Source organism: Streptomyces xanthochromogenes (assembly GCF_014650455.1).
GTDB lineage: Bacteria > Actinomycetota > Actinomycetes > Streptomycetales > Streptomycetaceae > Streptomyces > Streptomyces xanthochromogenes.
In genome coordinates, this window is the sequence record NZ_BMUZ01000002.1 from 604,586 (window position 1) to 621,594 (window position 17,009).

12 protein-coding genes and 1 pseudogene are annotated in these 17,009 nt (G+C 72.7%); 7 read left to right on the forward strand and 6 right to left on the reverse strand.

The features are described from left to right. The first annotated feature begins 7 nt into the window (after positions 1–7). From IE267_RS06560 to IE267_RS06575, 4 genes are all read left to right on the forward strand, one after another. Complete coding sequence (locus IE267_RS06560; protein WP_189762395.1) at positions 8–1,063, forward strand: alpha/beta fold hydrolase; 1,056 nt, start codon at positions 8–10, stop codon at positions 1,061–1,063. Further along, positions 1,063–2,517: a carboxylesterase/lipase family protein gene (locus IE267_RS06565; protein ID WP_189762396.1), complete on the forward strand. Its 1,455-nt coding sequence runs from the start codon at positions 1,063–1,065 to the stop codon at positions 2,515–2,517. Before IE267_RS06560 ends, IE267_RS06565 begins: the two co-directional genes overlap by 1 nt. A 117-nt stretch (positions 2,518–2,634) precedes the next feature. After that, positions 2,635–5,649 carry an SCO1167/SCO6262 family helicase gene (locus IE267_RS06570; protein ID WP_189762511.1) on the forward strand — a complete coding sequence of 1,005 codons (3,015 nt, stop codon included), beginning with the start codon at positions 2,635–2,637 and terminating at the stop codon, positions 5,647–5,649. Next, entirely contained in the window at positions 5,646–6,890 is a 1,245-nt protein-coding gene (locus IE267_RS06575) for an SWIM zinc finger family protein (RefSeq protein ID WP_189762397.1), read from the forward strand. The genes IE267_RS06570 and IE267_RS06575 overlap by 4 nt, the downstream gene beginning before the upstream one ends. A 43-nt stretch (positions 6,891–6,933) precedes the next feature. On the opposite strand, the gene IE267_RS06580 is transcribed toward IE267_RS06575, so the two are convergent. The 4 genes and pseudogenes from IE267_RS06580 to IE267_RS06595 form a co-directional block, all read right to left on the reverse strand. After that, positions 6,934–9,045: a TerD family protein gene (locus tag IE267_RS06580; protein ID WP_373304477.1), complete on the reverse strand. Its 2,112-nt coding sequence runs from the start codon at positions 9,043–9,045 to the stop codon at positions 6,934–6,936. A 188-nt stretch (positions 9,046–9,233) separates the two neighbouring features. Next, the gene (locus tag IE267_RS06585; RefSeq protein ID WP_167154011.1) at positions 9,234–9,776 is read right to left on the reverse strand and encodes a hypothetical protein; all 543 of its coding nucleotides are present in this window, start codon (positions 9,774–9,776) and stop codon (positions 9,234–9,236) included. Between the two features lie 208 nt (positions 9,777–9,984). Continuing rightward, positions 9,985–11,331 carry an MFS transporter gene (locus tag IE267_RS06590; RefSeq protein ID WP_167154013.1) on the reverse strand — a complete coding sequence of 449 codons (1,347 nt, stop codon included), beginning with the start codon at positions 11,329–11,331 and terminating at the stop codon, positions 9,985–9,987. A gap of 356 nt (positions 11,332–11,687) precedes the next feature. Further along, positions 11,688–12,326: pseudogene (locus IE267_RS06595) on the reverse strand (DUF2293 domain-containing protein); the annotation flags it as partial. Between the two features lie 106 nt (positions 12,327–12,432). Here IE267_RS06595 and IE267_RS06600 point away from each other — a divergent pair. Then, positions 12,433–13,164: a DUF7873 family protein gene (locus tag IE267_RS06600; protein ID WP_167154018.1), complete on the forward strand. Its 732-nt coding sequence runs from the start codon at positions 12,433–12,435 to the stop codon at positions 13,162–13,164. A 562-nt stretch (positions 13,165–13,726) separates the two neighbouring features. Further along, positions 13,727–14,362: a nucleoside/nucleotide kinase family protein gene (locus IE267_RS06605; RefSeq protein ID WP_189762399.1), complete on the forward strand. Its 636-nt coding sequence runs from the start codon at positions 13,727–13,729 to the stop codon at positions 14,360–14,362. A gap of 126 nt (positions 14,363–14,488) precedes the next feature. Here IE267_RS06605 and IE267_RS06610 read toward each other — a convergent pair whose 3' ends face one another. Both IE267_RS06610 and IE267_RS06615 read right to left on the reverse strand, forming a co-directional pair. Continuing rightward, positions 14,489–15,403 carry a carbohydrate kinase family protein gene (locus IE267_RS06610; RefSeq protein ID WP_189762400.1) on the reverse strand — a complete coding sequence of 305 codons (915 nt, stop codon included), beginning with the start codon at positions 15,401–15,403 and terminating at the stop codon, positions 14,489–14,491. Positions 15,404–15,441: 38 nt separating this feature from the next. Beyond that, entirely contained in the window at positions 15,442–16,356 is a 915-nt protein-coding gene (locus IE267_RS06615; RefSeq protein ID WP_189762401.1) for a pseudouridine-5'-phosphate glycosidase, read from the reverse strand. A gap of 216 nt (positions 16,357–16,572) precedes the next feature. Between IE267_RS06615 and IE267_RS06620 the strand changes: the two genes are divergently transcribed. Continuing rightward, positions 16,573–16,986, forward strand: coding sequence for a cupin domain-containing protein (locus IE267_RS06620; RefSeq protein WP_167154024.1), 414 nt, complete (start codon positions 16,573–16,575; stop codon positions 16,984–16,986). Positions 16,987–17,009 lie beyond the last annotated feature (23 nt).

The following is a 17,009-nucleotide window of genomic DNA, read 5'->3' on the forward strand; positions in this document are numbered from 1 at the left end:
ACCATCGATGCGCACCTTGCACACCCGCCGGGTGGCCACGGCCCGCCTCACCCAGCAGATCCTGGAGGCCGGGCCCCGCCCCGGCTTTGAGGGACCGCGCGAGGCCGTCGTGTTCGTCCACGGCAACGTCTCGTCCTCGGTGTTCTGGCAGGACACGCTGCTCGCGCTGCCCGAGCGCTACCGGCCGATCGCGGTCGACCTGCGCGGCTTCGGCGGAACCGACCCGCTGCCGGTGGACGCCACCCGGGGACTTCGCGACTACGCGGACGACCTCGCGGCGCTCCTCGACGCCCTCCGGGTGGCCCGCGCACATCTGGTGGGCTGGTCCATGGGCGGAGGCGTGGTGCTGCAGTGCCTGCGGGACCGGCCGTCCGCCATCGCGTCGCTCACCCTCGTCAACCCGGTCTCGCCGTACGGCTTCGGCGGCACCCACGGCGAGGAGGGCCTGCTCAACGCGCCCGACGGGGCCGGCTCCGGAGGCGGCACGGCCAACCCCGACTTCGTACGGCTGCTGCGCGAGGGCGACCGCGGCGAGGGCTCCCCGCTCTCGCCCCGTCAGGTCCTCGCGACCTGCTACGTCAAGCCTCCGGCGCGCCCCGCCCGCGAGGACGAGCTCGTCGCCTCCATGCTGACGACCCGGGTCGGTGACGACCACTATCCGGGAGACAGCACGGCGAGCGACACCTGGCCCGGTGTGGCCCCCGGCAGCCGAGGCGTCCTCAACTGCCTCGCCCCGACACACTTCCGCGTCGACGACCTGCACACGCTGCCCGTGCTGCCACCGGTGACGTGGATCAGGGGAGAGGACGACGTCATCGTCTCCGACACCTCCCTGTTCGACCTCGCCCACCTCGGCGCGACCGGCGCCCTGCCCGGCTGGGACGGCACCCCGGCCCAGCCGATGCTCGCCCAGACCCGACACGCACTGGGCCTTTACTCGCGGGCCGGCGGCAGGGTACGAGAGATTGCGGTGCCCGGAGCCGGGCACGCGGTCCATGTCGAACGTCCCCGGGAATTCGGCGCGGCACTGCTCGAAACCCTGTCGGAAGGCGCACGAACCTGATGGAACCCGTCCGTACGACCCGCCACGGCGCGGTGCGCGGCAAGCTCGTCGCCGACGACGTGGCCGCCTTCCTCGGCATCCCGTTCGCCGCGCCCCCCTTCGGGGAGGCACGCTTCCGCGCACCGGGACCCGCCGCCTCCTGGGACGGGGTGCGCGACGCGTTCACCCCCGGGCCGAGCGTGCCCAGGGCCCCCTACGCGCCGCCCTTCGACGTGCTCATCCCGGACGAAGGACTCCAGGGCGAGGACTGCCTCAACCTCAACATCTGGACCCCGCACCCCACCCCCGGCGGCGGCCTGCCGGTGATGGTGTGGATCCACGGCGGAGCCTTCGCCAACGGCTCCGGATCGGCGTCCGCGTACGACGGCAGCGCCTTCGCGCGCGACGGCGTGGTGTACGTCAGCATCAACTACCGGCTCGGCGCCGACGGCTTCCTGCGGCTGCCCGACCGGCCCGACAACCGCGGCCTGCTGGACCAGATCGCCGCGCTGGAATGGGTCCGCGACAACATCGAGGCCTTCGGCGGCGACCCCGGTCAGGTGACGGTGTTCGGCGAGTCGGCGGGTGCGATGAGCATCGGCGCGCTGCTCTCGATGCCCCGCGCCCGCGGCCTGTTCCGGCGCGCGATCCTGCAGAGCGGCGCCGCCCACCACTTCCTGCGGCCCGCCTCCGCCGAGCTGATCACCGGGCGGCTCGCCGAGAAGCTGGGCATCGGCGCGACGGCGGAGGAGTTCGCCGAAATCCCCCTGGAGGAGCTGCTGCCCGCCCAGGCCGAGCTGCGCGGCGAGGTCGGGGCCCGCCCCGACCCCGCGCTGTGGGGCGAGGCCGCGCTCAACATGATGCCGTTCGAACCCGTCCTCGACGCACTGCCGCTGCCCTCGGCGGACTGCGGCGTGGACATCCTCGTCGGCACCAACCGCGAGGAGTACCGCCTGTTCCTCGTGCCGACCCAGCGCCTCGACGTGCTGCCGGCGGCCAAGCTGCGCGAGGCCACGGCCGCGTACGGACTCGACCCCGACAAGGCACTGCCCGTGTACGCGGAGCGCCGCCCGGACGCGGTGCCCGGCGAACTCTTCGACGCGGTCACCACCGACTGGTTCTACCGGATTCCCGCGCTGCGCCTCGCCGAGGCCGTGCCCGGCTCGTACGTGTACGAGTTCGCCCGCCGCTCCCCGGCCCTGGACGGCCGGCTGGGGGCCTGCCACGCCTCCGAGCTCGCCTACGTCTTCGACCGGCTCGACGACCCGGCCTACACCCCGGTCATCGGCGAGGAGCCCCCGCAGGCCCTCGCCGACGCCATGCACGGCGCCTGGGTGGCCTTCGCGAAGACGGGCGAGCCGGGCTGGGCGCCGTACGAACGCGAGACCCGCACGACGAGGGTCTTCGACACGTTGCCGGGCGTCGAGGCCGATCCCCGCGGCGAAGAACGTGCCTTGTGGGAGGGGGTGCGCTGAGGCCGTGGGGCCCGTTGTCAGACCTCGCCCGTAAGGTCGTAGACCAGTCGCGGTCCACGCGACGGACCACGACCGTGCGGACGAAGGAGGTGACCGGCGGTGAACCGGCCGACACCGATGTGGCACCCCGAGGAGCGGGCGCCGGTGGCCCCGCGCGGCCCCGCGCCCGCCCGTCGCGAACCGTTCCCCGGCACCCACCGGCCCCCCGGCCCCGGCAGGGGCGGGGCTGCGCACGAAACGGGCGCCGCGCCCCAGGGGCCCGCGGTGAGCGCCGCCGCCGTGTTCCTGCCCGCCGGCCTGCCCCGCGAGGGCCGGGTCGCCTTCTGGGACCCGGAGCAGGGCCCCGCGCCCCAGGGTCCGCCCGGCGCCGAGGTGACCGAACTGACCGTGGTGCGCCGCCATGGCGCAGGCGCCCGCAGCCGCAAGGTCGCCGCCCTCGTCCTGCCGGTCACCGAGGCCCTTCCCGCCCTGGTGCGGGCCCGCCACCACCCCGCCGCACACCCGGCGGCCGCCTGCTGGGGCGCCGCCGCGCTGCACGCCCTGCACCTCGTCGCGCGCGGCAGACTGCTGCCCGGCCTGACCTCCACCGACCACGACGCCTGGCGGGCCGGCCCGCTGGACGCCGACGACATCGCCCAGCTGCGGGCCATCGCCGCGGCCATGCCCCACGAGGCGTACGGGGTGCCCGTCCCCGGCCGCGGCGCCCTCCAACTCCCGGACCCCCAGGCCCTGGTGAGGGCCTTCCTCGACGCGGTCGCGGACAGCCTGCCGCGCACCCCGGCCGCCGCGGCCGCCGCCGGGGCGCCCTTCGCCGCCGCCACCGCCCAGCACCTGCCGGCCGCCCGCGCCTGGGCAGCGGAGGCCGCCGCAGGGATGGACGCGGGCGTCCGGGTCTCGCTGCGCCTGGACCTGTCCGGGTTCGAGCTGTTCGACACGGCGTCCGACGAGGAGGGCGAAGCCCGGCGGGCCGGCTCGGCGATCGTCCAGGTGCACAGCCTGGCCGACCCCACGCTGGTCGTCGACGCCGCCCGCCTCTGGTCGGACAACGGCGCCGAGGAGGACCCGTCCGGGTCCGCCCGAGGCCGTGGACCCAGCCGCGCGAGCGCGTCAACAGGCCGTGCGCGGGCCGCAGTCGAGGCATTCGGGCCGCGCGCCCGGATCGACGCACTGCTCGCCCTGCGCCGGGCCGCCCGCGTCTGGGCGCCGCTCGGGCTGCTCCTGGAGCGCGCCGTCCCCGATGTGCTGCCGCTCACCGAGACCGAGCTGTACGAGCTGCTCGGCGAGGCGTCGGCGCGGCTCGCCGCGGCGGGCGTCACCGTCCACTGGCCGCGCGAACTGGCCCGCGCCCTCAGCGCCACCGCCGTCGTGCGCCCGGCACCCGGCTCGGCCACCGACGGCACCTCCTTCTTCGACGCCGGGGAACTGCTCTCCTTCAACTGGCAGTTGGCGCTCGGCGACGAGCCGCTCACCAACGCCGAGATGGACGTCCTCGCCGAATCCCACCGCCCGATCGTGCGGCTGCGCGACCAGTGGGTGGTGGCCGACCCCGAGCTCGTCCGCAAGGCCAGGAAGCGCGACCTGGGGCTCCTCGACCCCGTGGACGCGCTGTCCGTCGCCCTCACCGGCACCGCCGAGGTCGACGGCGAGAGCGTCGAGGCGGTCCCCGCCGGGGCCCTCGCGCTGCTCCGCGACCGCCTCCTCGAAGGCCCCGCCGCGGCCGAGCAGCCGCCCGGCCTGCACGCGACGCTGCGCGACTACCAACTCCGGGGCCTGGCCTGGCTGGAGATGATGACGTCGATGGGCCTCGGCGGCTGCCTCGCCGACGACATGGGCCTCGGCAAGACGATCACCGTCATCGCCCTGCACCTGCGCCGCGCCCGAACCGAACCGACCCTCGTGATCTGCCCGGCCTCCCTGCTCGGCAACTGGCAGCGCGAGATCGCCCGGTTCGCCCCGGGCACCCCGGTGCGCCGCTTCCACGGAAGCAGCCGCAGCCTCGAAGGCAGCGAAGGCGGCTTCGTCCTCACCACGTACGGCACCATGCGCGGCAGCGCCCCCCAACTGGCCGCCCACCGCTGGAACATGGTGGTCGCCGACGAGGCGCAGCACGTCAAGAACCCGTTCTCGGCGACCGCCAAGGCACTGCGCACCATCCCCGCCCCGGCCAGGATCGCGCTCACCGGCACCCCCGTGGAGAACAACCTCTCCGAGCTGTGGGCCCTGCTCGACTGGACGACGCCCGGGCTGCTCGGCCCCCTCAAGGCGTTCCGCGCCCGGCACGCCCGCCTGGTGGAGAACGGCGAGGACGACGACGCCGCCGAGCGCCTGTCCCGGCTGGTCCGCCCCTTCCTGCTGCGCAGGAAGAAGTCCGACCCGGGCATCGTGCCCGAACTGCCCCCGAAGACCGAGACCGACCACCCGGTCCCGCTCACCCGCGAACAGGCCGCCCTGTACGAGGCCGTGGTCCGCGAGGTCATGGCCGCCGTCGAGGCTTCCGAAGGCATCGCCCGCCGCGCCCAGATCATGAAACTGCTCACCGCCCTGAAGCAGATCTGCAACCACCCCGCCCAGTACCTGAAGGAGGACGCCCCGCGCCTGGCCGCCCGCTCGGGAAAGCTGGCCCTGCTCGACGAACTGGTCGACACCATCCTCAGCGAGGGCGGCTCCGTCCTGGTGTTCACCCAGTACGTCGCGATGGCCAGGCTGCTCTCCGGCCACCTCACCGCCCGCGGCGTGCCCACCCAACTGCTGCACGGCGGAACCCCGGTGGCCGAGCGGGACCGCCTGGTCGACGTCTTCCAGAGCGGCGAGGTCCCCGTCTTCATCCTGTCCCTCAAGGCCGCCGGCACCGGCCTCAACCTCACCCGCGCCGGCCACGTCATCCACTACGACCGCTGGTGGAACCCGGCCGTCGAGGAACAGGCCACCGACCGCGCCTACCGCATCGGCCAGACCCAACCGGTCCAGGTCCACCGCCTCATCGCGGAAGGCACCGTCGAGGACCGCATCGCCGACATGCTGGAACAGAAACGCCGGCTGGCCGAGGCGGTCCTCGGCTCCGGCGAGAGTGCCCTGACCGAACTCACCGACCGCGAACTGGCCGACCTGATCTCCCTGCGGAGGGCCCCGTGAACTCCCGCCCGCCGCTGCGCACCCCCCGCCACGACGACCGCCGCCGCACCTACCCCGCGCTCGGCGCCCGCACGGAGCGCACCGGGACCTGGTGGGGCGACGCCTGGGTGGAAGCCCTGGAGGAACTCGCCCTGGACGCCGCCCGGTTGGCGCGCGGACGTACCTATGCCGAGGCCGGCCAGGTCGACGCGATCACCGTCACCCCGGGCCGCATCACCGCCTACGTACACGGCTCCCGCCCCCGCCCCTACCGCACCGAGCTACGGCTGCGCACCCTGCCCGACCAGGCGTGGGAGGACTTCCTCGACACCGCCGCCCGGGAGCCCGCCCACATCGCGGCCCTCCTCGACAAGGACCTGCCGCACGCGCTGGCCGACGAGGCGGCACTGCTGCCCGCCTACGGCGATCTGATCCCCGACTGCTCCTGCCCCGACGACGGCTACCCCTGCAAGCACGCGGCGGCACTCTGCTACCAGACCGCACGCCTCCTCGACGAGGACCCGTTCGTGCTGCTCCTCATGCGCGGACGGGGAGAGCAGGAAGTCCTCGCCGCGCTCACCCGGCGCAACGCCACCCGCATGGCTGTGGAGCGGGCCGCCCCGCCACCTCAACTCCCCACCGTCCAGGCCCGCACGGCGGTCCAGCCGCGCACCCTCCCCCCGCTGCCGCCACCGTTCCCCGCCCCGGCCCGGCCGGGCCATCCGCCCGCCTTCCCCGAGGTCCACGGCGGCCCCGACCCGCTGTCCCTCGACCTCCTGGCCACCGAGGCGGCCCTGCGCGCCCACACCCTCCTGGTCACCGCAGAGGACCCGATCGCCCCCCTGTCCACCTGGCAGGACGCGGTCCGCCTCGCCGCCGCGCACCCGGGCTCCGGCCTCACCTCGGCCACCCGCGCCCTCTACACCTCACTGAGCCGGGCCACCGACCGCACCCCCGGCGACCTCGCACGCGCGGTGGCCGCCTGGCGCCAGGGCGGCATCGAGGCCCTCGCCGTCCTCGAAGCCCCCTGGGACCCCCCGGCCGGCCCCTTCGACCGGGCCCGCCCCGCGCTGACCGCCGCCGGCTTCCCTGACTTCCGCCCCAGCCGCAACCGCCTCTCCACCCCCACCACCCAGCTCCGCTACGGCCGCGACGGCCTCTGGTACGGCTACGAGTCCGACCCCGGCCGGGACGACTGGTGGCCCCGCGGCACCCCCGACCCGGACCCGGTGGGCGCCCTCACGGCCCGGCTGGGCGCGTGACGCCGAGAGCCGGAGCCGAGGAGCCTCGACGGACCCCGGCGCGTCAGGCGGAAGCCCCGGCCGCCCTGGGGCGCTGCGCCGGACGTGGCGGCTCCAGCCGAGTGACCACACTGGAGTGGAAGAGGTCGACGGCCGCGTCCACCCCGCGGATGAAACCGGTCTCGGCATTGCCGCGCGTACTGCCCACGCCTTTGGAAAGCGAAAGCCGGAACCCGGAGATCCGCTCGGCCCCCTTCGGCAACAGATCGCCGGGCTCGGGGCGCAGCTTCTCCAGGGTGCCGCGCGGACCGACCGTCTCCCCTTCGAGGAGGGTCTCCACATGGAGATCGGCCGGTGCCTCACCCAGCTGTTTCATCAGCTTCTTGGCCCAGCTCAGCGGGTATCCCTGCTCGGGTGCGGAGATCTCGACGGATGTCCTGAGCCTCCCCATCCGCAGATCGGCGACGACACCCACGATGCCGGGCGCTCCCTCGATGCGAATCTCGGCCCGCAGCTGTCCGTCCACGCAGAGCCGAGCAGCCAGTTCGGCCCGGCGCGACTGCGGATCGGTGCCGCGCTTGGCCCGCTGCACCGGCACCACCTTCGTGCCGAGTTCCCCGCCGAGTCGCAGGCAGACCTGGCGTATCAGCCGCTCCCAGCTCTCGACGACCTGCACGGTTCGCGGATCCCCCGGCGACAGGGTCTCCTCGTCGATCCCGTTGCGCACCGGGACCCACGCGGGGCCCATGTTCTGGAAGCCGTGGCAGCCGGAGTTGTCGTGCTGGAGATAGTGCAGCAACTCCTGGAGGAGCCAGGCGTGCGCCTCGTTGCGTACGCCCTCGTGCCGGATGAGGAGCTGCGCCTGATGCGTCACTTCGGCCCAGGACAGATGCCACAGCGCTACCTTGTGCTTGCGCCGCCCGTCGGTCTTCACCTCGACCAGTGAACTTCCCTCCAGGGCAACGTCGTTGGAGAGGGTGATGACCGCCTCGTAGCCCCGACGGGCGGCGATGTCCATATAGGCCTGGATCTGCTCGCTCTTGAGGGCGTTGCCGTTGGTCTTGGTCTCGACGAGGGCCGTCCACAGCTTCCCCGCGCGCTCCACGCGGATGACTCCGTCGGGCCGCTTCGGGCTGTCGCCGTGCGGAAGCGACACCTCGGTGAAGGTCTCCATCCGCCCGGCGGGCGCGCCGAAGGCGGCGGTGAGACGCCGCCCGAACTCCGGTACCTGGGTCATCACGGCGAGCAGCACGGACGTGGCCCGCATCTCGCGCTCTCGGTCGCTCTTGAGGGAGGAGGCGGGGAACAACCGGGCGCTGCGCCACGCGTCGTTCTCGGCGAGCGAAGGCTTGGGCGCCTTCGGCAGGGTGACCTTCTTCTTGGCGGTACGGAGCCGGCGTGCGGGCGGGGTGGTGGCCTGCTCGGCAGCGACGTGTTCGGCCGAGCGCTGTACGGGCACCGAGGCGAGAGCCGCGGCACGGGCGTCCGTCCGGTGCCCGACCGCTGTGTCGGACACGCCGGTCGAGACGGCCGTCTCGATGGCGGCAGCGGTGCGGCCGCCCATGTCCGTGGCGTCGGTGGCGCCCGGTGCTCGATCCTGAAGGTGGTCCGCCTCGCTGTCCTGGTCGTCGTCCTCATCGATCTCGATGCCGTAGTCGGTGGCGAGACCGGCGAGGCCGGAGTCGTAGCCCTGGCCGATGGCGCGGAACTTCCACGCGTCCTCGCGACGGTAGATCTCACCGAAGACGAAGGCGCTCTCCGTTTCGGCATCGGTGATGGAGAAGCGCAGCATCTCCTCGCCCGAACCGTCCGTCAGGCCGATCCTGAGGTTCTCCAACTCGCCGAAATGAGCCCGCTGATGACGACTGGCGGCGATGACGACGCGGTCGACCCCGTCAGGAATGGCCGTCAGGTCGAGCCGAATTCTGTCCTCGCTGCCGTTCTCCGTCGGGGCCGGGCCGAGGAGTTGAACCGTGCCGTCGGCAGCGGCCGGGTTGTTGTAGAAGTAGAAGTCCCCGTTGCCCCGTACCTTGCCGTCGACTCCCAGCAGCAGCACGGAGACATCGGCATCGCCCTCACCGTTCGGGCTGCTCCAGCTCAGACTCACGATGACGGAGTCGGCGTTCTCGCTGAGCGCCGCCAGGCCCACATTGGCACCCTTGACCATGTCGTGCATGAGATCCCCCCCACGGGATGGAGGGCTGTACGGGCATGGCCGAACTGCCCTCTGTTCACGGAAAGTTAATGCTCTCCCCAAGAGCGCGGAATGCAGCCTACTCGCCGATGTGCGGCCGTCGCCCGGGGAAAGGAGCAAAGGTGCCGGGGTGTCGAAGGGCACGGGCTGCGCCCTGTGGGCCGCTCGCCCTATGAGCCGCTTGCCCAGTGGGTCAGGCGCTGGAAGTCGGCCTCGCGCAGGCCCCGTCGGGGGTGGATGCGCACCATCAGTGCGCGGGCGTCGTGGTGGTCGCGCACATATGTCTCGTCCAGGTCGGTGATCATGTCGTCGACCCAGGCGAACGGTCGGCCCGCGGCCCACTTCAGCAGGGGTCTGGTCTTCCAGTACAGGCCGTCGGGGTCGGTGGCGAAGAGCTCGGGCCAGGCGATGAAGGGGAGGTCCGCGGGGAGGCCGATGGCGGGGCCGATCATCTCGTTGGCCTCGTCCATCCACGTGGTGGCCCAGGCCAGTTCGTAGGGCAGCGAACGCAGCCGGGGGCCGTGCGCCGGGTTGAGGTAGACCCGCAGGCCGCGCCGGTGCGGCCGCGAGCCCGGGGTCTGGCGGGAGAGCCAGGCCGAGGGGTGGAGCCGGTGGGTGCGGTAGCCGCGCAGATGGGGCAGGCGGGCCGCGTAGGGGTTGAGGGGGCCGTCCACGTCGAGGAGCAGCAGGGGGCGGTCCGGCGCAGTCGTCATGAGGGAGGGATACCCCATGGCGTTGGGCTCAAGTTCCTTGCACGGAAGGGCAGTTGCGGAGTTCGGGGGTCCGCTCGCGGTGGGGCTCGTGGCCACGCCCGTGGCGGCCGGGCGGCCCGGGGCCCGTGGTGCCGCCCGGGCTGCTGGAGGGCATCGCCTCAGCTATGGCAAGGCATGTGGGGCGGGGGCCGCTCTGGGGCCCGCCGGTTCAGCCGCCCGACGTCGTCACCGACTCGCGGGTCTCCGGGGCCCACGCCAGCGACACCAGCATCCCGACGAGCAGCACGGCCGCCAGCCAGTACATCGAGCCGCTGAGGCCGAGGTGCTCCAGGCTCACCGGCAGGATGAACGTGCCGACGGCCGACGCGATGCGGCTCGTGCCGTTGAGGAAGCCGACGCCGGTGGCGCGCAGATGCGTGGGGTAGAGCTCGGCGGGATACACCTGGGTGAGGTTCGAGGCGCCGGCCATCACGAAGGTGTAGACGAGGAACGGCACCATGAGGGCGATCGTGGAGGCATGGGCGAAGGCACCCATCAACGTCAACGCCGCCGTCATGATGCCGAACGTGACGATCGTCAAGGGGCGACGGCCGCACTTCTGGAGGAACCAGAGACCTAGGACACCGCCGCCGAGCAGGAAGAGGTTGAGGAGCAGGTTCTGCAGGTCCGGATCGGGGACGTGCAGGGCGGCCAGGATGGTCGGCATGAAGGTGTAGATCGCGAAGTACGGCAGTACCTGCGCGCTGTAGAAGACCGTGCCGAACCAGGTCCGCCTGGCCTGGCCCGGCGAGAAGAGCTCCCGGTAGGCGCCCGCCGTGCTGGTGCGCCGCTCGGGCGGGGCGACCTCGGCCGCGCCCAGCTCCGCCCTGAGGTACTTCCGGGCGATGGCCCGGGCCTCCGCGACGCGGCCCTGACTGATCAGCCAGCTCGGCGACTCCGGCGTGCCGAAGCGGAGGAGCAGCACCAGGAGCGCGGGCACGGCGCCGGACGCGAGCAGCAGATACGCCGCCCCCTCGGACTTGCCGAGATAGGTGCCGAGGATGCCCGCGATGACATAACCGACGGTCCACATCACGGTGAGGGAGCCAAGGAGTACGCCCCGCAGCCTGCGGGGTGCGAACTCGGACAGCATCGTCGGACCCACGGCGTAGTCCGCGCCGAGCCCGAAGCCGATCAGTACGCGCAGGGTGAAGAGCAGCGCCGGGTCACGCGCCCAGAGCTGGAGGGCGGAGGCGACGGTGATCAGGACGAAGTTGTAGATGTACAGCTTCTGGCGGCCGATGATGTCGCCGACCCGGCCGAGCACGATGCTGCCGAAGAAGAGTCCGATCAGCGCCGACGCGCCGAGCAGGCCCTGCCAGACGCCCGAGAGGTGGCGGGCGTCGGTGAGGGTGGCGAGGACCGCGCCGATCATGCCGAGCGCGTAGCCGTCGGAGAAGTTCGCTCCGAACGTGGTCGCCGTCACCCTCAGATGGAACGGGCGCAGGGGGGCCTCGTCGAGCGACGGGGCGAGTCGCTCGGGTGGGTCGGATTCCACGGTGGCCGGCTTCGGCATCGGCTGTTACCTCGCCTGGGGCATGGGCCCGCCTGGGGTGGCGGGGAACGGGCGGCTTGGGTCGAGCGGAGCCATCCTGCCCTGCCGGAGCCCCGGAAGGGAATCGTTCTATGCGGAAGAACTGTGAGTGAATGGAATTCTTACGCAAGAGGAGGCTGGCCTTCCGCGACCCTGGAGGCTACCTCGTGCGGCGCCGAAGCGGGTGGTTCGGCGGCCTCGTGCGGCGCCGAAACGGGTGGCTCGCCAGCCTCGTGCGGCGCCGAAGCGAGTGGTTCGGCGGCCTTGTCCGGCGCCGACGCGGGCGACCCGCAAGGCCCGCAAGGCCCGCAAGGCTTGCGGGGCTCGCCGGCTCCGCCCGCCGACCAGGCCGCCAGGACCGCGTCGATCGCGGCGGCCACCCGTGCCCGTGCCCTGTTGTGCGGGACGCGCGCCATCAGCAGCGCGTCGTACTCCGTGTCCAGATGGCGGACGGACGCGCGCACCGCGGCCGTCACCGCCGCCGCGTCCAGCGCACGGCCCGCCGCCGACCGGCCCACCCGGCCGCTGCCCCGCACCGAGGCGTGCTCGGCGATGTCACGGGCCCGCTCGGCCGGACAGCCCGGAAACAGGCGCAGGATCTCGGCGGTCAGGGCCGCCGTGAACCGGACGTCCTCGGCCGCCCGTCGCCCGGCGTCCCGGGCCCGCCGACGGGCCCGCGCCTCGGCATCGGCCAGGCAGGCGGCCTCGGCCGCGGCGAGCGCGGCCTCCTCGACGAAGACGCCCTGCCGCTCATAGCGCCGCCGGCGCCGATCGCGGCGCACCACGACGGCGGAGAGCGAACTGCCCGAGCGGGCACGGCGGGTGAGCGCGGTGTCTCCGCGCGGCAGGAACACCAGATGGCCCAGATCCGCGCAGTCCAGACAGAGCGGCGAGCCCGACTCAAGGACGAGATGCCTCAGCGGGGCGCGACCGCATCCGGCGCAGCGATGGTGATGCCGGGGCTGTATGACGAGAATGGGACCACCCTCCTTGCCCAAGTCTCCCTGTTCGTCCGTCCCTTCTCTGATTCCCCGCGCAATAACCAGTGGAACAAGGCGGATTGAGATTGCTACGTTTCCCCACGTGGCGAAACTCAATCAGATCATCGCAGTCGAAAAGGGAATCAAGTCGAAGTCCCACCAGGACCTGACGGCCGCTCAGCACGGGCTGCAGAAGCCCGCGTTGCTGGCTGGTATTTCCCGCACCTATCAGCCCAAGGACGAGGAGGGTGAGCAGCTCCCGCCCGAGTCCACCCGGGTGCAGGTCAGGTCCGAGGACGTCCTGCGGGACACCGCCGCCACGCTGACCCGCCTGTTCGACGTGACCGCTACCAAGGACTGGGCGAACTGCGAGGCGCGCGCCGACATCACCGTCGACGGGCGGACCCTCGTGGCCGCCGCACCCGTCTCGTACCTGCTCTTCCTGGAGAAGCAGCTCACGGACATCAACGCCTTCGTGCGCCGCCTCCCCGTGCTCGACGCCGCCGAAGCGTGGGTGCAGGACCCGTCCACGGACTCCTGGAAGACCGAACCGGTACGCACGCTGCGCACGAAGAAGGTGCCGCGCAACCACGTCAAGGCGGAAGCCACCGACAAACACCCGGCCCAGGTCGAGGTGTACTACGAGGACGTGCCGGTCGGCTACTGGACGACCGTCAAGTTCTCGGGCGCGCTGCCCGCCCGCCGCGTCAACGAACTCGTCGCCCGCGTCGAGAAGTTGCAGCAGGCGGTGAAGTTCGCCCGCGAGGAGGCCAACGGCATCGACGTCACCGACCAGCGGGTGGGCGACGCCGTATTCGGCTACCTTTTCGGATGAACCTCCGTCGTGTGAGCACGCCTTGTCGTGTGACCACGTCCTGTCGCGTGACCACGACTTGTCGTGGGAGTACGCGATGACCCAGAACTCCCGGCCGGGCACAGCACGGCCGGGTGCGCCAGGAGCGCAAAGCTGAAACTGAAGCTTGTCGTGACGGGGCGGGCGCGAATCACGCATCCGCCATCAATCTCAGACTCTCGCTCCAGACTCAGCATGCGCCACCGATCGCCGGAACCAACCGGCCCAGGCCCATGTGCGTCGAATTGCCGGTTCGAGTCCGGCCCGCGGAGCTCCACTCGCATTCCCTACCGATCCGCGGTGGTCCAAAGGCAGGACGCGACGGATTGAGACTGACCTGGGTTCTCAAGCGGACCGGCGTGTGCAGTTGCGGTGGCATCACTCAGGGCCCGGGGGCCGGCTACGCCTCCGGGCCCGCTCCTGTCCGCGGCCCCGCTTCCGCTTCCGCTTCCGCCTTCGCTTCCGCCTTCGCCTCCGCCTTCGCCTCCGCTCCCGGGGGCCTTCCTCCCGACCCGTACGCCCGGCCACCGCGCATGATGGGGACGTGCGATTCGAAGCGATCACCTGGGAACGGCTGGCCGACGCCCTCGCCGAACGGGCCATGGACCTCAAACCGGCCGACGACGGCTCCTGGCTGCGCATCGGCGTGGACGGGGCGCCCGCCGCCCACCCCGAAGAGCTGTCCCGGCGCATCGCCGAAGAGCTCAGGACGCGCGGCCGACCGATCCTCGCCCTCTCCACCGAAGGCTTCCTGCGGCCGGCGTCGCTGCGCTTCGAATTCGGGCGCCAGGACCCCGACACGTACTTCGACGGCTGGTTCGACACCGGCGCCCTGTGGCGGGAGGTCTTCGGGCCGCTGGACCCGGGTGGTACGGGCCGGGTGCTGCCCGACCTCTGGGACCCCGTGACCGACCGGGCCACCCGGAGCCCGTACGAGGCCCTCCCGGAGGGCGGCGTACTGCTCGTGCACGGCCCGCTGCTCCTCGGGCGCTGGTTCCCCTTCGACCTCACCGTCCACCTACGGCTGTCACCGCCCGCCCTGCGTCGCCGGACCGAGGAGAGCGCGCGCTGGACGCTGACGGCCTTCGAGCGGTACGAGTCGGAGGTGCGGCCGAGCGAGGCGGCCGATGTCGTGGTGCGGGTCGACGACCCTCGGCATCCGGCTTGGCGTGAGGCGTGAGGCGTGAGACAGGAGGGGAGGGGCGAGGCGTGATGGGGAGGGGTGAGGAACGACAGTCGGTGGATGACAGATTCTGATCTCTGACATCCGTCAACGGACATCCCCCGCCCCGGCACCCCGGGCCCTCTACCCCGCCCCCGGCCGCCCTCCCACCACCCCCACCGCGAGCGTCCCCGCCCGGCACCCCGCTTCGGCGGCCTCCGCCGGGGACGCGCCGCGCAGGCGGGCGGCGAGGAAGCCGCCGGTGAACGCATCGCCCGCGCCCGTGGAGTCCACCGCCCGCACCTGAGGCGCGGCCACCCTTGCGACGACCTTCCCGCCCGCGGCCACCAGGGCCCCGGCCGCGCCCAGCGTGACCGCCACCAGGGGAAACCGGCGGCTCAACTTGACTGCCGCGTCCGCCGGTTCGGGCAGGCCGGTGAGGAAGGACGCCTCGGCCGCGTTGGGGAGGAGTACGTCGATCCCCTCGGTCAGGGCCAGGAACGTCTCGATGCCCAGAGCGCCGATGAACCCGGTCGACGCCGGATCCAGGCTCACGGTGACACCGGCGGCCCGGGCCGACTCCCTTGCCATGAGCGCCAGTTGACGACACGGTTCGGCGAAGAACAGGTAGCCCGAGAGATGGAGATGGGCGATGCCGTCGAGGAGGGCGGGTGACCAGTCGGCGGGGTTCATCCGGTGGACGGCGCCGCTGTCGGTCAGGAAGGTGCGCTCCGCCGTGGCCGTGTCGACGAGGGAGATCACCGTCGCGGCGGTCGCGTCGGCGTCCGGGATCAGCAGGGGGCGTACGCCGGAGCCGCGCAGCCTCCGGTCGTGCCAGGCGGTCGCGTCCCGGCCGACCCGGGCGAGCAACCGTACGTCCGGACAGCCCGAACTGGCCGCCCAGCAGGCCGCGTTGGCGCCCGCTCCGCCCGGCACCGTACGGATGTCGGCCGGTGTGTCCGTGGCGGGCGTGAGCGGGCCGCGGTGACGGGCGACCACATCGGTGACCACGTCCCCGACCACCAGAAGCCCGCCCGCGGGGGCCCCGGCTCCACCCATGGCGCCCCCGGCCCCGTCCGTGGCGCCCCCGGCTCCGCTCACAGCGCCGCCGCGATGTCCGCCGCGAGCCGGACATTGCCGCGTACCGCCGCCACGTTCGCTTCGAGGGAGGCCCCGTCCGTGTGCTCGACCAGGTGGTTCAGGAGGAACGGCGTGACGGCCTGGCCCGTGATGCCCGCCGCGCGGCAGGCGGCAAGGCCGGACGCAAGCACCTCGTCGTGCAGCCGGGGATCGAGCTGCTCGGCCTCCGGGACCGGGTTGGCCACGATCACCGCCGCTTCGAGCCCGAGCGAGCGATGCGCCCGCAGGACGCCGGCCGCCTCCTCGGGCGTACGCACCGTCCAGTCGACGGGCTCGCCGGAGCTGGACAGATAGAACCCGGGGAACCGCTCCGTGCCGTAGCCGACCACCGACACCCCGAGCGTCTCCAAGCGCTGCAACGTGGCCGGTACATCAAGGATCGACTTCACGCCGGCACACACCACCGCGAGGGGAGCCGTCGCCAGCAGGCGCAGGTCCGCGGACTCGTCCTGCGTCTCGGTCCACTCCCGGTGGACACCGCCGAGCCCGCCGGTCGCGAAGACGCGCAGCCCCGCCCGCGCGGCCAGGAACGCGGTGGCCGAGACCGTGGTGGCGCCGCTCGCGCCGGTGGCGAGCGCCATCGGCAGATCGCGGTGCCCGAGCTTGCGCAGCTCCTCGTTGGCCACCCGCTCCAACTGCGCCTTGTCCAGGCCGATCAGGGGCCGCCCGTCCAGGACCGCGATGGTCGCGGGAACGGCGCCCCCGTCGCGTACCAACTGCTCCAGCTCGCGGGCGACGCGCAGATTGCGCGGTCGTGGCAGGCCGTGCGAAATGATCGTCGACTCCAGGGCGACGACCGGCCGCCCCTCGTCGAGAGCCGTCCGTACTTCTTCCGACACCGTGGTCTCATCAGGTACGTCGTCAAAGGGCATGCCCCATCCCTGGCACACCCGGAAGCCGGGTAAACGTCCCTCAACTCCACGCCCTGGCAAGCGGGTTCACCGGCCGCGGCCCGCGCGGGCGGACGGCGGTCCACCGGCCGTGCGCCGTACGGGCGGGCGCACTGGACAGACTGTCGTGCGCGGGCCCGTGGACCTGGTCGTCCTGTCGGTCAAAGACGGTGCCGGGCACGGCTAGATTGACCCGTCATGAGCACCACGGACCAAGCCTCTGCCGCCGCACCCACGAGCCCCGGACCCCAGGACGGGGGGCCGCTCGGACCCGCCTCCTTCGCGGTACGCGTCCCCGACGCCGAGCTGGAGCCGGAGCCGCTCGACCCGGAGCAGATCGTGTCAGGTGCCCCGGAGGTGACCGGGAAGGTGCTGTGGGAGTCCGCGGACGGGAAGCAGCTCCGCGGCATCTGGCAGATCACGCCGGGCGTGGTGACCGACACCGAGGCGGACGAGCTGTTCGTGGTCGTCAGCGGGCGTGCCACCATCGACGTGGCGGGCGGCGACACCCTGGAGGTCGGCCCGGGTGACGCCTGTGTGCTGCGCGCGGGCGACCGCACCACCTGGACCGTCCACGAGACGCTCCGCAAGGCCTACCACATCAGCCTCTAGAGCCTCTAGCGAGCCTCCGGAGC